Origin of the sequence: Cellvibrio mixtus subsp. mixtus J3-8, from assembly GCF_000766945.1 — a bacterium.
In the GTDB taxonomy this organism is placed as follows: Bacteria; Pseudomonadota; Gammaproteobacteria; order Pseudomonadales; family Cellvibrionaceae; genus Cellvibrio; species Cellvibrio mixtus_A.
This window is the reverse complement of sequence record NZ_KN266211.1, coordinates 118,268-131,273: the sequence shown is the minus strand read 5'-3', so window position 1 is coordinate 131,273 and position 13,006 is coordinate 118,268. Positions and strand designations below refer to the sequence as shown.

General features: G+C 46.6%; 11 protein-coding genes. 7 read left to right on the top strand and 4 right to left on the bottom strand.

What is annotated here, in order from left to right; translation table 11 throughout:
• Positions 1-11: 11 nt before the first annotated feature.
• Together A596_RS16775 and A596_RS16770 are read right to left on the bottom strand one after the other, a co-directional pair.
• Positions 12-1,367 carry a GntP family permease gene (locus A596_RS16775; protein ID WP_039916905.1) on the bottom strand — a complete coding sequence of 452 codons (1,356 nt, stop codon included), beginning with the start codon at positions 1,365-1,367 and terminating at the stop codon, positions 12-14.
• 9 nt (positions 1,368-1,376) lie between these two features.
• Positions 1,377-2,684 carry an amino acid deaminase gene (locus tag A596_RS16770; protein WP_039916903.1) on the bottom strand — a complete coding sequence of 436 codons (1,308 nt, stop codon included), beginning with the start codon at positions 2,682-2,684 and terminating at the stop codon, positions 1,377-1,379.
• Between the two features lie 1,288 nt (positions 2,685-3,972).
• On the opposite strand from A596_RS16770, the gene A596_RS16760 reads away from it, so the two are divergent.
• From A596_RS16760 to A596_RS16750, 3 genes are all read left to right on the top strand, one after another.
• Positions 3,973-4,410 carry a PA2169 family four-helix-bundle protein gene (locus A596_RS16760; protein WP_039916900.1) on the top strand — a complete coding sequence of 146 codons (438 nt, stop codon included), beginning with the start codon at positions 3,973-3,975 and terminating at the stop codon, positions 4,408-4,410.
• Positions 4,411-4,607: 197 nt separating this feature from the next.
• Positions 4,608-5,360, top strand: coding sequence for a hypothetical protein (locus tag A596_RS16755; protein WP_039916898.1), 753 nt, complete (start codon positions 4,608-4,610; stop codon positions 5,358-5,360).
• Positions 5,361-5,444: 84 nt separating this feature from the next.
• Positions 5,445-6,365: a surface lipoprotein assembly modifier gene (locus A596_RS16750; RefSeq protein ID WP_039916896.1), complete on the top strand. Its 921-nt coding sequence runs from the start codon at positions 5,445-5,447 to the stop codon at positions 6,363-6,365.
• A 25-nt stretch (positions 6,366-6,390) separates the two neighbouring features.
• Here A596_RS16750 and A596_RS16745 read toward each other — a convergent pair whose 3' ends face one another.
• The gene (locus tag A596_RS16745; RefSeq protein WP_052417614.1) at positions 6,391-7,827 is read right to left on the bottom strand and encodes a S8 family serine peptidase; all 1,437 of its coding nucleotides are present in this window, start codon (positions 7,825-7,827) and stop codon (positions 6,391-6,393) included.
• 184 nt (positions 7,828-8,011) lie between these two features.
• Between A596_RS16745 and A596_RS16740 the strand changes: the two genes are divergently transcribed.
• Genes A596_RS16740 through A596_RS16730 form a run of 3 tightly spaced genes read left to right on the top strand, consistent with a single transcriptional unit; the run spans position 8,012 to position 9,770 of the window.
• Complete coding sequence (locus tag A596_RS16740; protein WP_052417613.1) at positions 8,012-8,518, top strand: RNA polymerase sigma factor; 507 nt, start codon at positions 8,012-8,014, stop codon at positions 8,516-8,518.
• 20 nt (positions 8,519-8,538) lie between these two features.
• Positions 8,539-9,255 (top strand): anti-sigma factor family protein, encoded by a 717-nt coding sequence (locus tag A596_RS16735; protein WP_039916893.1) that lies wholly within the window; start codon positions 8,539-8,541, stop codon positions 9,253-9,255.
• 29 nt (positions 9,256-9,284) lie between these two features.
• Positions 9,285-9,770, top strand: a complete 486-nt coding sequence (locus A596_RS16730) for a CC0125/CC1285 family lipoprotein (protein WP_039916892.1) — start codon at positions 9,285-9,287, stop codon at positions 9,768-9,770.
• Positions 9,771-9,846: 76 nt separating this feature from the next.
• On the opposite strand, the gene A596_RS16725 is transcribed toward A596_RS16730, so the two are convergent.
• Positions 9,847-10,746, bottom strand: coding sequence for an SMP-30/gluconolactonase/LRE family protein (locus A596_RS16725; protein ID WP_039916890.1), 900 nt, complete (start codon positions 10,744-10,746; stop codon positions 9,847-9,849).
• Positions 10,747-11,359: 613 nt separating this feature from the next.
• Between A596_RS16725 and A596_RS16715 the strand changes: the two genes are divergently transcribed.
• Entirely contained in the window at positions 11,360-12,835 is a 1,476-nt protein-coding gene (locus tag A596_RS16715; RefSeq protein WP_039916887.1) for an MFS transporter, read from the top strand.
• Positions 12,836-13,006 lie beyond the last annotated feature (171 nt).

Below are 13,006 nucleotides of genomic sequence, written 5' to 3'. Positions count from 1 at the left end.
ATAAGCGCGCTTTAAATAATCATCGCCAACAGTGACACAAAACCGAAAGCGACCAGTGAAATTATGGTTTCCAGCACCGTCCAGGTTTTTAGCGTCTGGGTCACGGTCATATTGAAATATTCTTTAATCAGCCAGAAACCGCCGTCGTTCACGTGCGACAAAATTAATGAACCTGCGCCGGTGGCAATTACCAATAATTCGGGATGCGGATAATTGGCAGCCATCGCGATGGGTGCAACAATGCCTGCTGCCGTGCTCATCGCCACAGTAGCAGAGCCGGTTGCAATGCGCATTAAGGCGGCAACTAACCACCCCATCGCGAGCGGAGTTAATGCCATTCCCGCCGAAACCGTCACAATTTCTTTGGCAATACCGGCTTCAACCAGAATGCGATTCAAACCACCACCGGCGCCAACCAATAACGTAATACCCGCTGTAGGGGCCAAACATTCATGACTGAATTTCAAAATTGAATCGCGATTAAAACCGCGCGCCAATCCCAATGTGTAAAAACTCACCAATGTTGCGATCAACAAGGCAACTACCGAGTTACCCACGAATGTTAAAAATGCATTCAGGCTTGTACCCGGCGCAGCAATTTGGTTCGCCCAACCCCCGAGCAGCATCAACACCACTGGCAACATAATTGTTGCCAGTGTGATACCAAAACCTGGCAAGTCGCGCGCTTTTTCCTCATTAATAAATTCATGCTCAAGTGGATTTACCGCAGGCAATTGAATGCGTGGGGCAATCCATTTGGCGAAAATGGGTCCCGCGATAATTGCCGTTGGAATTCCAACTACCAATGCATAAAAAATAGTGCGTCCAACGTTAGCTTGATATTCACCTACCGCAATCATCGCAGCCGGATGCGGTGGAACGAGACCGTGCACTACCGATAACCCCGCCACCATCGGCAAGCCAACCAATAACATCGAAGTACCCGTACGGCGCGCAACGTTAAAGGCAATCGGAATCAGCAATACAAATCCGACTTCGAAAAAAATGGGCAGGCCAACCAAAAACGCGATAAATACCATCGCCCAATGCACATTTTTTTCGCCAAACCAGCCGATCAATGTGCGCGCAATTTGTTCTGCACCGCCCGACTCGGCCATCATTTTTCCGAGCATGGTGCCGAGCGCTACGACTAATGCGATATGCCCCAGCGTTTTACCAACGCCGGCTTCGTACACAAACACTACATCTTTTGCCGGGATTCCCGCCATCAACCCCAGTCCAAGTGAAACCAGCGTGAGCGTGATGAAAGGATTCAGGCGATAACGGGCAATCAACAAAACCAGTGCGATGATGCTGATCAGCGCGTATACCAATAACCAGTGACCGGGGCTTAATAACGCTTCCACAATTGCCCCTTAAAAAAATGTTTCTACGGCGTCGACCACCGCATAGTTATCGTTCACCACCAGTAGCTGCCGCCATTTGTCGAATGTCAGGCACGGGTGGGAAATATCCAGCACAAGCATATCGCCCACCGCCAGGTCATCGCCGGCAGCGATTTGCATAAACGCATGCTGATCCATCATTGCGGTGAGCTTCCACTCTGCAGGAGCAGCAGATGGCGCTGTATCGCGACCAGGGCGATAGTGTTGGGCAGGAACGGGTAAACCTGCATCGAATGCCGCATCGCGCTTGCCAAGGCCAAGGATGGCAAGGCCGGGCTCAGGAATGGAAAGTACATAAGCCCAAAGTTGTAATGCAGGTAGCAGGCTGGTTTGCATATCACGGGCGACTAGATTGCTGGTATGGATGCGCGTTTCAGCAGCTTTATAGATACCCACATCATGCGTGAGGTAGCAACCGGGACGCAGGACGATATCAAGCGGGCGGGCGGGATGGTCGTTATTCCAGCCGCGGGCAAGCCCGGTCCACTCTTCGGCGACCAGGTCAAACCAGGCAGAACCGGCACCCGTCAGGATTATGCGCTCGCCTTGCAATTGGCTATTAGCTTCCAGGGTCAACAACTCACGCACCGCAAGGCGCAGGAATTCGCGAATAGGAGGCTCTTCTTTGAGCACACCTTCGTATACTTCTACGCCACACAGGGCAAGTGACCGTGGAAAACGGGCGATAGCGGCAAGTACTTCATCGCGGGTAGCAACGTCGCGCACACCGGTACGACCACCGGTAACCCCTAATTCCAATAGCAGATTCAAACGTTGGCCGGCAGCAGCGAAAAAATCGCCGAGTTGAGCGACATTCGCCGCTGAATCTACGATTACGTAGAACTCAAACCCGGGCTTTTCCAACAAACGGGAGATGATTGCCATATTGGCTTTGCCAACCAATTGGTTGGCCATTAATACGCGGCGCACACCGAATTCGTAAGCCGCTTGCACCTGGGGGGCCGTCGCCAACGTAATGCCCCAGGCACCTTCTTCCAATTGGCGATGGAATAAAGCCGGACTCATAGTAGTTTTACCATGAGGTGCGAGTTTCAGCCCATAAGTGCTGATAAAGGATTTCATCCACTGCAAGTTATGCTGTACACGGCTTTCACTCAGTACTGCCACTGGCAGGCTGACATCCTCGCGCAGCAGGTTCCAACCCAACAGCCCGGCATCGGCAACCAAGGGCTGCGTTGTCACATCACCCAAGCCTTTACCTGCGGGACTAAGCAGCCGATTTTTTAATGCCTTTTGTAAATTATTTTCTTGTAACATGCATTTTTCTCATCAAAAGCAGAAAAAACGATCACTTTTGGCAAGATTACCATCAAAAATGCGCCATGAGAAGAAAATAATTTACAGAAATATTCGATTTGAACAGAAGATTGTGAAAATTTTTCACGCACCAAAATAACTATATATGCGCCAGTTTTGCGCAGAATGCTTATAACCAAAGAAAAACGGCTGTTTATATAAAGGTTTAATCAGGTGATAAAACGCCTCATGGCGAAAATCGAACCTTGATGAATCAAGATCACACCAAAACCAGGCACTCCACACCCAATCCAAACCCGAGAACGCAAACCAGGTAGCGCAAAGATCAAGCGCCAAACGGCAAACACTGTATTTTCACGGAGGTTTGACTTTAGGCTTTTCTCAAAAATAGCTGGCAACGAGAAAAAAATCGAACCAGGGAAGAGTTTTTACCGGATAAGTTGCAGTTAACCGCACCCCCAAACCGGGACTGGAGATTACAAAAAGAAGTGGTGCCTAATGGCGGCCACTGTTTATGAACATTGCAATTTCGGCGGCTGGGGCGGCAGGTTTTAACACTGGCGCTTACGATGGGCGGATTGGTATATGTAACGGAAATTGCCAAAGGCGAACAGCGTGGAAGATGGGATAACAACCCCTCCACCTGCCCCTGTGCTCCGGTAAACGCTAATCCGGAGCTCGTCGAACAAAACCCGCCTGTTGCCTTGCAAATTGCCCTCTGAATACGGATGACATAAGCGGGTGCCGGTTATCGCCCCGCACACAACTCCATTAATAATGGTTACGGTTGGTGAAACTATCAGGACCATTAACGGCTCACTCGAATGTAGCGGCGATAATCCCGCCCGGGTACAAAGCCACATTAATGAAGTCCAGCGTTTCCTGGATATTCTCGGCACTTCAGCAGGACATGGAAATTCGGGTTGTTAAAAAACTGGCCACTACACAATAATAAAAAATCCCTGTAGCCACCAAAGGGCTTTTAACTTTTTAAAATAACTCCTTTAAAAACCCTTTAATATTTAAATAAAATTTAATATTCCCGCTGTAAAAAAACTTAGTTAGAAAAATTCTAATCATTTGTAACACCTACAACAAAATCGTTAATAAAACCGCTATTTCATTATTATTTGGCAGCTAATTCCCGCTGGCATGAATACTGCACATTTCAAAATGATTTTATGTTTTTAGGCACGCTCCGAATTTTTTGTTGCAGAACTTATATTTCGGAAAAAGTGTCGTAATGTAAAACATATCCATGAATACCATTCATAAATGGAGAACCATCATGACTAACGAAATTTCAGCAATTCGCGATCTAATTAAAGTGTTGAATGACGGTGTTAAATTTTACACTGATGCAAAAGTTGAACTGAGCGGGTCAGGCTACGAAGCCGTATTCCAGGAAATGATCGACGTTCGTCAAAATGCGCTGGTGCGTCTGCAGCCGTTGCTTTATGCACGCGAAGGTGAAGTGGAAGACGATCAAACTTTGCGTGGTTCTTTACACCAGGCCTATACAGATTTACTTGCTAAAATTAAATCCAACAAAGCCAAGACTTATATTGTGCAGCTGGAAGAATTGGAAGATAGAACCCTTGAGTGTGTCAAGAAAGCGCAAGCCGAAGCTGTTTCAGTGGACTTCACCATTGCGCTGAATTACATCCTCATTTCCATGCAGGAGTGCCATAACCGTATGCGTTCATTGAAACGCAACGTGGCTTAAAGGAATTTTAGTAACACTCTCGATTCATGAGGCCACTGTGAAGGAATTGCAGTGGCCTTTTTATTATTCTATTTCCCCGCGTTTTCTATTTTCCAAAAAATATAATATTTCGGGGAATAAAAATAAGTCCTCATGCGTTAACAGGATACATACCGGAAATTCCGGTTTGCAACATCCAAAACCAAGAGGATTACATCATGAAAAAAACTATTCTATTTTTTACGATTGCTACCTTAACCAACAGCAGCTGGGCCGCCAATATTTCAGTAGCCACTAATGCTGATACCAACATTCAAGCAACTATCACAACGCAAAACAATACTTCGGAAAATACCCAAAGCGTTGGCTTATTGCCAAGCGTGGCAGTACAACAAACCGCACTAGCACAAACACCACCAAACACATCTGCCACTGAAGAAGGTTCGCAAGCCAATGACAGCACGGACAGCGCCTCAGCAACCACGGCATCAACAGCAATTAATGCACGGGGCGAAGCCGCAATAAATACGAACAAAACAATTGCTGCTGTCGATACACAAAAAAATGTATTGCAAAACCAGGGGGTGCAGGTGGGTGAAGATATATCCGCTGCAACCAATCAAAACCTGGTTGCGTCATTGAATCGCGTAAATAGCGCAAATGGCCAGGTGCAACAAAGCCTTGCTGCTGTCGGCACACAAGTGAATGCGCTGGCAAGCCAGGAAATCAGTGCTGTTTCTACACTGGAGATCGATAAGGCTTTGCAAGGCTCTGTTAATCAATTAGTCGGTAGTGTTGTAGAAGGATCAATTAACAATACAATCAATAATACGATTAACAGTAGCATCCAAACCAATGTTGAAGACACCATCAATTCAACCGTTAACTCTACAATCAGCTCCACTATCAATAGCGCAGTGGATAGCAGCATAACCACCGCCCTTAACGACACCTTGAATTTAAGCAATTAAAAAATAGTTTCAACACTATCGGCGCTACGGCGCCGATTTTAATTTCGGTGACGGAAGAAAAACCGGACTAACGGGAGAAAAATCATGAACAACAACAGCGTAACAAAAAATATTTACATCGCCTTGCTTGCAAGTATTACAGCACTTATCAATGACAGTATTGCAGCACCGCCGACAACAAAATTCGAACTGGAAGCCGGTACAGAGTATGACTCGAATTTATCAGTCATTGAATTGGATCGAAACTCTTCAGAAGGAGATTGGTCAGCATTGGCCAATGCACGCCTGAACAGCCAGTGGCAGGTAACCGACAAGGCAAAATTAAAAGGGGGCCTGAGCTATAGCAGCAAAACATACCAGGAATACAGCGAATTCGATCTGGCAATAAAACAGGTATTTATAGATGCCAGTTATGATTTTGCGCAGCTAACAGCAGGGGCAAGTTATCACTACGCCGATGCCAAACTGGATGATAATGACTTCCTGACCTTGCAACAGCGAAGCCTGTACATTTCACGTTTGATTAACCAGAAGATTTTTCTGCGCGCAGCAATTAATGATCAGGATAAGGACTTTCCTGCCAGCAGCGCACGCAATGCCGATAATCGGAGTATATCGGGCGATGCCTTTTTCTTTTACAATCAGGGAAAAACTTTTTTTACCCTGGGAGTCAGTAACGAAAGAGAAAACGCAGTGGCTAACGAATTTGATTATGACGGAATCAACATCCGCACAAATGTAAACCATCAATTCCACCTCTGGAATAAAAAGAATCGCCTGCAATTTGGTTTACGTTATGACCAGCGCGATTATTCCAAAGAAACGCCTGCACTGGAAGCAAAGCGCAACGATAAACGTCGTGTTGCAACAGCAGAATGGCAAGTGGAAGCAACTCCATGGTTAAACGTGGCGGCAAAACTGGAGCGCGGCAATTACGATTCAAACCTGGATTCTGCAAATTATGCAGAAACCGTCAGTTCATTAATGCTGAAGGCAAATTTTTAAAAAAATACAAAATCTCGTGCACCAATCAAGGACGATTCAACAAGCCATCACCAAATACCGGGTCACGGCCTGCTACACCCAAATCAAGCGCATTTTTCTTTAATTGTTCGCCAATGATGGTAGAAAAATTTATTAAAGAAGGATTTATTGCAGAAGCGTTTGCTGTTGCAACAATACACGCAGCTGCCGCCGTAACCAGTGGTGCAGCCATGGATGTTCCGGTTTCATTGCCAAAGTCACCGCTGCTGCGCGCGGTAAATACCGCAACTCCCAATGCAGCAAAATCAATGTAATCACCGCGATTGGCCCAGCGATATATGCGCTGGTTTTTATCCACTGCGGTCACGGCGATAACATCAGTATACGCTGCGGGGTAAGCTGGTGGTGCAGCAGGGCCTTCATTGCCCGCTGCGGCAACAATAACAGTGCCCGTTTGAATAGTTTTTTGAATCGCCAGCGCAAGGATTTTATTTTCCGGCCCAGCCAAGCTCATATTGATAACCTGCACATTTTTTTCCAATAACCAATTTAATGCGCGCACCAGATTAACCATGGTTGCGCCCTGCGCATACTCGCTGCGTGGATAAAAAACGGACGCAGCGAACAAATGCGCCGCAGGCAATAAAGGCGTTAATTGTTCGCCACGCCCCACCAATACACCTGCCACTGCGGTACCGTGCGCGCGCGGCGCATCAAATTCTTCCCCAGCGAAATCCTTGATATCGATATCGCGTTGCGCAAATGCCGGATGTTGGAGATTAATGGCCGTATCGATCATCCCGACCCTCACGGCGTGATTGCAGAATGCAGCCTGGGAAGGGGTATGCGGAATATCTTTTCGGGAAATATCTTTTTGTGGATTGTAAATATGATTGCGGTCCAGTTGCTCGTGTAAATGCGGCGGTAAATATTTTTTTAACGCTGCCGATGAATCCAGTGTGGCAGGCACACGAAAGCGCACTAACTGCATTCCCAATTCAGCAAATTGTGTTTGCTCAATTATTTCTGCATCCAATGCCGCCAGGGCTTTTAATCCGGATTGATCAAGCAATATCAACCATTCGCGCTCCACTGCGCGCCAATTATCTTCAACCTGTACTTCTACAAACGCCGTGCGGCCATCGCGATTCAGAATGGGTAAAACTGCAGCCATAGCATTACCCACAATATTATTGGCGGCTCGGGTTATTTCCGTCGTTGTCCGGGTGACTTCCTCTGTTGTTTGCGTAAGCACATCGGTGAGAGGGTTGATGACCGGATGATCTAACGTATTATCCAATAACCGTCGTGTGGATAATTCATCTTCGGCGGCCCGGCGAACCTGTTCCTGCACATCGCCCGTTACTTGCTCCTGTTCGCGGGTAACACCATCTACCTGATTGCCGAGCCGATCCAGCAATTGCGCATTAGCACTATGGCACAGGCAGGCGAGGAGCAAGCAATAGAGATATGGCGGTTTCATAGGGTACACCCGGTTTGGATAATGGAATTAAACACAAAAATAACCACATATTCATTAGAAACGTTTAACAGGACTGAAAATTCCACGAAAAAAATTTTATTGGCCTGGAATAAAATTAACGCTGGTCCGTCTACTGGATATGCGCTTTTCTATAGATGACCAAAAAACGGGTTAAAGTACTTCCATGAAACAACATGAACTCCAACAAGAACTGCCCCGTATCGCCCCTATGCTGCGCCGCTTCGCATATTCGCTCACCGGCTCGGCTGCAGACGCCGATGATTTGCTCCAAAACACCCTTGAGCGATTGCTCAGCCGCGATGTTCCCGCTGATGTGGAGCTGGTCAAATGGGCTTTTCGTGTCTGCCGCAATTTGTGGATCGATGAATATCGCGCACGCAAGGTGCGGCAAAAAAATGTGTATTCACTGGATGAAACCGAAGAACCCGCCGTGGATGGCGAACAGGCAATTCACGATCAAATTACCCTGGCCCAAGTCGATGCGGCGATGGACCAGTTATCCGACGAGCAACGTTCAATTATGGCGCTGGTTGCAGTGCAAGGCATGTCATATAAAGAGGTTGCAGAAACTCTTGGCATTCCTGCCGGTACTGTTATGAGTCGCCTCGCGCGTGCACGTATCTCGTTGATAAATTTTTTAAACCCTGCCTCTGGCCCGGCAAATATCTGAAAGCATACGAGGAAGCAGTAATGACCATTTCTGATGAACAACTCTCCGCCTTTCTGGATGCCGAATTGCCCGAACAGGAGATGGAATTGGTTCGCCAGCAATTAATGGTGGACGAAAGCCTTGCCAACCGTTTGGCAGAACTGGCAATGGTGGATGAACAAATCGCAAGCCATTATGCGCGCATTGATGAACGCGCCCTGCCGGAATCAATCCAAAAATTACTTGCACAAAATCCTGCGACTGCGGCTAATAACATTGTTATTTTTCCGCTTTGGAAAAGAGTGCAGCAAGGCGTGCAAAAAAATATCGCCATTGCTGCATGCACATTGCTAGTAATCGGGTTTGGTATGGTCCAGCTGTTACCCGCCAATAACCAACATTCCAATCAATGGAATGCCATCGCGCAGATATTGGAAGAGAGCAGCAGCGGCAGTGAACAACGCCTTGGCGATGATAGCCGTGTTAAACCACGCCTGACATTTATTGACAACAATGATAATTACTGCCGGCAATTCCAATTAATCCAGCACGACAACAGCAGTGAAAATATTGCCTGCCGCGAAAGCGGCCAATGGAAACTGATTGTGAGTGTGCAACAGGAAACTGTTGCAACGGGTGATTATCAAACCGCGAACGGTGGATCGTTACTGGATAGCAAGCTGGATGAAATGATGCACAGTGAAGCCTTTGATTTTTCTGCTGAACAACAGGCAATTAATTCCAATTGGTCTCGTTAATACTTATATCAACAAGGGCGGGCATCCCAATGAAATATGTAATGCTATGTTGGTTGGTATTTTTACTTGGAGCTTGTGCTTCTAATACATCCAGTTATCGCGCTGCCAAACCGGATGGAACAGGCTATAAGGAAATTGCCCTGGATAGCACCAGCTACCGCGTACAATTTAAAACGCGCGGCAACCAGCGCACCACCGCTCACAATTACGCATTGCAACGCGCCGCCGAGCTAACCCTGAATGCGGGTTACGATTGGTTTATTGTCAGCAAGGAAACTCGTCGTTTAATCAATGAGGGAAGCAATTCGCCCCAATTACCCGAAACAATCACCACACATCGTTGCGGGCTTTTAGGTTGTAAAACCCAAACGCATCAAGCACCGGACCTGGATATCGAACGCCAGGAAAGTTATACCGTGGTATTAATGGATATTCACATGGGGCGGGGTATTCGCCCGGAGAAAAATAGTTACGATGCACAGGAAACCTGGGGTCAACTATCTGCAAAAAAATAAATCAACACCCAGGTATTATTTTACGTAGCCCGCATAACTGCGGGCTCTACAAGCTTTTTATTTTCTGCGATCCAATTTATTTCGTTTGCAACAACCACTCACGCCCGGGTAACTCACTGCGGAAAGTTTCAATCGCGCCGCGGTCTTGCAGGGTTACATACACGGTTTTACCATCCTCACCACCAAAGGCAACGTTGGTTGGCTTTTGGCCTTTTAATTTAATACGCTGGAGCAATGTTCCCTCGGAAGAAACTACCGCTACTTCACCGGCAGCGTAGCGGGCGATATATAAATTGCCATCTGCATCGCTACGCATACCATCAAGCCCATGGTCTTTAAATTCGATTAACAAGCGCTTGTTTTTTACATCGCCAGTTTTTTTATCGATATCGTATTTCCAGACTTTGCGTTGCACACTTTCATTCACGTACAAATGTTTTTCATCAGCACTGACTTCAACACCATTCGTGGTGCCCATATTGGCTTCCAGCAATGTGACCGAGCCATCAACAGCGACTTTCCACAGGTTGCCGGTATTATCTGCCCATTTGGGATCACTTGCGTAAATAATGCCGGATTTGGCAATCGCAATATCGTTAGGCTGGTTCATTTTATCGCTGTGTGCATGCACACTGATCGCTTTGGTTTTTGGATCAATCTTTAGTACGTTGTGCGCCGAATAATCAGCGACATACATAGTGCCGTTGCGATCAAAACGAATGCCATTGCCAGTGCTGCCTTGCGGTAATTTCACAAACAGTTGCGCATTATCTTTTTTATCGACAATACCAATAGTGCCCTCCTCAGCAAAATTTACCGCGTATAAATTACCCTGCACATCCACCGCCGGGCCTTCCACCCCCTGGGTGAAAACGTTGTCGGTCACGTAATCCCTGGTTTGCGCCAGTGCAACAGGTGATGCAACCAGTGCGGATAAAAATGCGCAACCCAGTACGCGTAGTCGAAACTCTCTCATATCTGCCTCATGTGCTTAATAATGGAATAATTCGCAAGCACTCCAGAATCACAGTGGTATTGTTGTGGTAGTTATTTGTCCCTGTCGCTGTGCAACGTTTTATAAATGCAAGGTTATAAATAGTACGACGCCTATAAAATGTAGGCAGGATTTTATCAGGCAATCGCTGGCAAGCTATGCCGGTGGCGGTACCTGTAGCGCGCCATGATACACCAACTGTGGAGCGCCACACTTTTCCGATGGTCATAGTCGCAAAACCATCAGCCGGAAAATAGCCAGGAACCTTATAGTCAAGAATCAAAAAAGGCGCAAATAAATCACCGGGAACATGTGGCCTTTTACTTACGCCGGCCACAATACAATCGCACCATTAAGAATCAAAAACAAAACTTTTGGTATTTATTTGGGGCAGACAAAAAAATAAATAACGCACCACAATACACCATCGCATGCAAAACACCGGTTTTAGCGCACCAATTGCAGCTAAAACCCTCTTGGCATAAGCATTGCAAAATCCGTCAACGGAAGCACTTGTAACTTCCTGGCCGCAAAACAAGCCCTGTCATTGCGATGCATCCCCGTCGATGCTGAATAATTTGCCGGAACCCATGCCATGAGCTCACACCATTTAAAACTACTGGATTTTTCCAATAAATCCGTCGCAACCTTGCACTTCACCTGGTTCGCATTTTTTCTTACCTTCGTAATGTGGTTTAGCTTGCCACCACTCAAACCCCTGATCACTGCCTCATTTGCCATGTCGCCCCAACAATGGGCTGCGCTCTTGACCTTAAACGTTGCGCTGACTATTCCGGCGCGCATTGTGGTGGGAAGCCTCGTCGATAAATTTGGGCCGCGCGCTATTTATTCGGTGCTACTGATGTTTTCCGGTTTGTTATTAATTGCATTTGCCTCAGCGCAAACTTACGAGCAACTTGCACTTTTTCGTTTCTTATTAGGTTTTGTCGGCGCCGGTTTTGTGATTGGTATTCGTTTGGTCAGCGAATGGTTTCCTGCACGCCAGGTTGGCCTGGCAGAAGGCATTTACGGTGGCTGGGGAAATTTTGGTGCGGCGGCTGCCGGTTTCACACTGCCATTTTTAGCAATCCATGTATTCGGTGGTGTTGACGGCTGGCGTTATGCAATGGGAACAGCGGCAATTATCGCGATGATTTATGGTGTGGCTTTTTATCTCACGGTGCGCAATACCCCGAAAGGTTCAACCTATTTCAAACCCAAAAAATCCGGTGGTTTGGAAGTGAGCAGCAAAAAAGATTTTGTGTTTTACGTCATCATGAATGTGCCCATGTATTTAATCCTCGCGGTACTTGCATGGAAAATGTCGCCCACTAACCTCGGTTTATTAAGCGATGCAACAACCTATGGGTTGTATGTTGTTTTACTCGGATTATTTATTTTCCAATTTTCACAAATTTATCGTGTGAATAAAGAAATGCTAAAAAACGGCGCCGCTGAACACGATAAATATGAATTCAAACAAGTAGCGATTTTAAGCTGGGCTTACCTCGCTACTTTCGGTTCTGAAATTGCCGTCGTATCCGTATTACCCGCATTTTTTATGACAACTTTTACTGGCTTAAGCGTAACCCAGGCGGCAATGCTCGGCGGTTCTTTCGCGTTTATGAATTTAGTCGCGCGTCCAGGCGGCGGCTGGGTGAGCGATAAGTTTGGTCGCCGCTTGAGCATGACAATGATTCTGGCCGGTGTCGCTGCGGGTTATTTATTACTGTCACAAATCAACGCGAGCTGGCCATTGTATCTCGCGTTTGCTGCGGTATTTATTTGCTCCCTGTTTGTCCAGGCCGGCTGTGGCGCTGTGTTTGCAGTTGTACCGTTAATCAAACGCCGCATGACCGGCCAAATCGCAGGCCTCGCGGGTGCTTATGGAAATACCGGCGCGCTGTTTTTCCTGACTATGAATACGTTTATTGATATCCAAAGTTTCTTCTTTATGCTTGCCGGCGCAGCGGCAATTGGTTTGATATTCGTGCAATTTTTGAAAGAACCCAAAGGCCACGTAGTGGAAGTAAATGAAGATGGTTCATTGCATCGTATTGAAGTAAGTTAATGCGATCTTAATATTAAGATCGCATTGCCGACAGCGTTACTGTCGGCAATTTTTTACAATCTCGATAGCAAAGAATAGTATTTGATTTAAAACCGTATGAGGCCTGGATGCCGATTCGAGCCTACATGGATGTATTCACGGCGTGTTTTAAATCAAATACTATTCTTTGCT

Bases quoted from the DNA above. Each gene is read 5' to 3' on its own strand.
- A596_RS16770 (WP_039916903.1), bottom strand. From the start codon at position 2,684: ATGTTACAAGAAAATAATTTACAAAAGGCATTAAAAAATCGGCTGCTT.
- A596_RS16760 (WP_039916900.1), top strand. From the start codon at position 3,973: ATGACTAACGAAATTTCAGCAATTCGCGATCTAATTAAAGTGTTGAAT.
- A596_RS16755 (WP_039916898.1), top strand. From the start codon at position 4,608: ATGAAAAAAACTATTCTATTTTTTACGATTGCTACCTTAACCAACAGC.
- A596_RS16750 (WP_039916896.1), top strand. From the start codon at position 5,445: ATGAACAACAACAGCGTAACAAAAAATATTTACATCGCCTTGCTTGCA.
- A596_RS16745 (WP_052417614.1), bottom strand. From the start codon at position 7,827: ATGAAACCGCCATATCTCTATTGCTTGCTCCTCGCCTGCCTGTGCCAT.
- A596_RS16740 (WP_052417613.1), top strand. From the start codon at position 8,012: ATGAAACAACATGAACTCCAACAAGAACTGCCCCGTATCGCCCCTATG.
- A596_RS16735 (WP_039916893.1), top strand. From the start codon at position 8,539: ATGACCATTTCTGATGAACAACTCTCCGCCTTTCTGGATGCCGAATTG.
- A596_RS16730 (WP_039916892.1), top strand. From the start codon at position 9,285: ATGAAATATGTAATGCTATGTTGGTTGGTATTTTTACTTGGAGCTTGT.
- A596_RS16725 (WP_039916890.1), bottom strand. From the start codon at position 10,746: ATGAGAGAGTTTCGACTACGCGTACTGGGTTGCGCATTTTTATCCGCA.
- A596_RS16715 (WP_039916887.1), top strand. From the start codon at position 11,360: ATGAGCTCACACCATTTAAAACTACTGGATTTTTCCAATAAATCCGTC.